We start from the raw sequence: 1609 nt of genomic DNA, 5'->3' as shown, positions 1-1609 counted from the left end.
TGCGCCCTTTCGTATTATAAGGTCATCCAGATTGTTATTTTATCTGGCTGGCCTATTTTTTATAGGCTATTCTTTAGGTAGTCGGGGTAGGACGCATGCGCCCTTGGGACTATTGGTATCAATAGATCCCGTCCGTTATACTGTCCACCCCCTACTTGTAGAAACATGTTTGAGGCTGGTTGGGGCTTAGACCCCGCATAACAAGCGAAGCTATGATACTACAAGATAGACAGGGGCCACCGACAAATCTAGTATGAGGAGATGTGATAAAGTATGGATCCAGTGATTGGCCTGGATGTCGCAAAAGGAGAAAGCCAAGTTCAAGCTTTCCTGGCAAGAAAGCACCCCTTTGGAAAGACCTTTAAGTTTAAGCATGACACTAATGGACTGTGTGATTTTTATGTATTTTATAAAGAGGTAGAACGACACGCTGACGCTGAACCTGTCATCATTTTTGAATCTACAGGTCATTACCACGAACCGATTTTACAGTATCTTGAGGAAAGAAAAATTACCTACTACTTAGTAAATCCCGTTGTTTCTTACGAAACGAAAAAAAGTAGACTTCGAAAAGTGAAGTCGGACCCTGCTGATGCGAAACATTTGTGTGAACTGTACTACAAAGAGGACTTAACAGCGTTTCATCGAAAGAGTGTTCAAACCATGAACTTGAGAAATTTGAGTAGACAACACGATTCATTAACACGTAATTATGTTCAACTTAAACTACAGTTTCAAACCATTCTTGATCAAGTTTTCCCTGAATATAGAGGGGTTTTTAGTAATTTATATTCGCCTATATCATTAAAGACTTTACTCACATATCCTACTTCTGATGACGTGTTGAAGGTACGAACTGATGAATTAGCTAAGGAGATGCATGGTCTAGGAGGAAAGAGATCATATAGTTGGTTTTGCGAAAAGGCCTTGAAGTTAAAAGAGGCAGCAGAACGGAATCCATTTAAGAAAACACTGTATCAAAGCCATTTGGTTACTCTAAAAATGTATATTCAAATGCTTCTTCAACAACGAGAGTTTCTCAACGTACTAGAGCAGGAAATTGATCAGTTAGCAAGGCAGTTTGAGGAATATGAGATCCTTCGGTCCATCCCAGGAGTCGGTTCTAAAATTGCAGCTACTCTTATCTCAGAAATAGGTGCAGTCACACAATTTAGTCACCCGAAAAAGCTAGTAGCCTATGCAGGCATTGATCCTCGGATTTACCAATCAGGGAAGTTTACAGCATCTATCAATCGCATCACCAAGAGAGGATCTACAAAGCTACGCCAAACACTCTATACAGCTGTTCAGTGTGGATTAACGAATAATCGAAATGCGAAACTCCGAGAGTATTATGACAAAAAAAGAAGTGAGGGCAAGCCTCACAAAGTAGCCATAATAGCTTGCGCCAACAAGCTGTTGCATTGGATTTATGCCATCTTAAAACATAATCAGAAATACACAGCATAATCCAATACAAATAATTACATCACTTACAAAAACTTCAAATGACATTATTGAAGTTTCTTTGTCATGCATGTTTTTATTATAACATCTTTAATCTGGTATTATTACTTAAAAAGTGTTGACTTATATTAGCTGGTATAAT

General features: G+C 38.7%; 1 protein-coding gene. It reads left to right on the top strand.

Annotated features, from left to right (window positions below; all coding sequences use genetic code 11):
- Nucleotides 1-273 precede the first annotated feature (273 nt).
- The gene (locus ACOT8F_RS20880; protein ID WP_421653836.1) at nucleotides 274-1470 is read left to right on the top strand and encodes an IS110 family RNA-guided transposase; all 1197 of its coding nucleotides are present in this window, start codon (nucleotides 274-276) and stop codon (nucleotides 1468-1470) included.
- Nucleotides 1471-1609 lie beyond the last annotated feature (139 nt).

The organism is Chryseobacillus diguaensis, assembly GCF_049220665.1.
In the GTDB taxonomy this organism is placed as follows: domain Bacteria; phylum Bacillota; class Bacilli; order Bacillales; family Bacillaceae; genus Metabacillus_B.
Note: the sequence above shows the minus strand (reverse complement) of the source record. Positions and strands in the feature narration are given on the sequence as shown.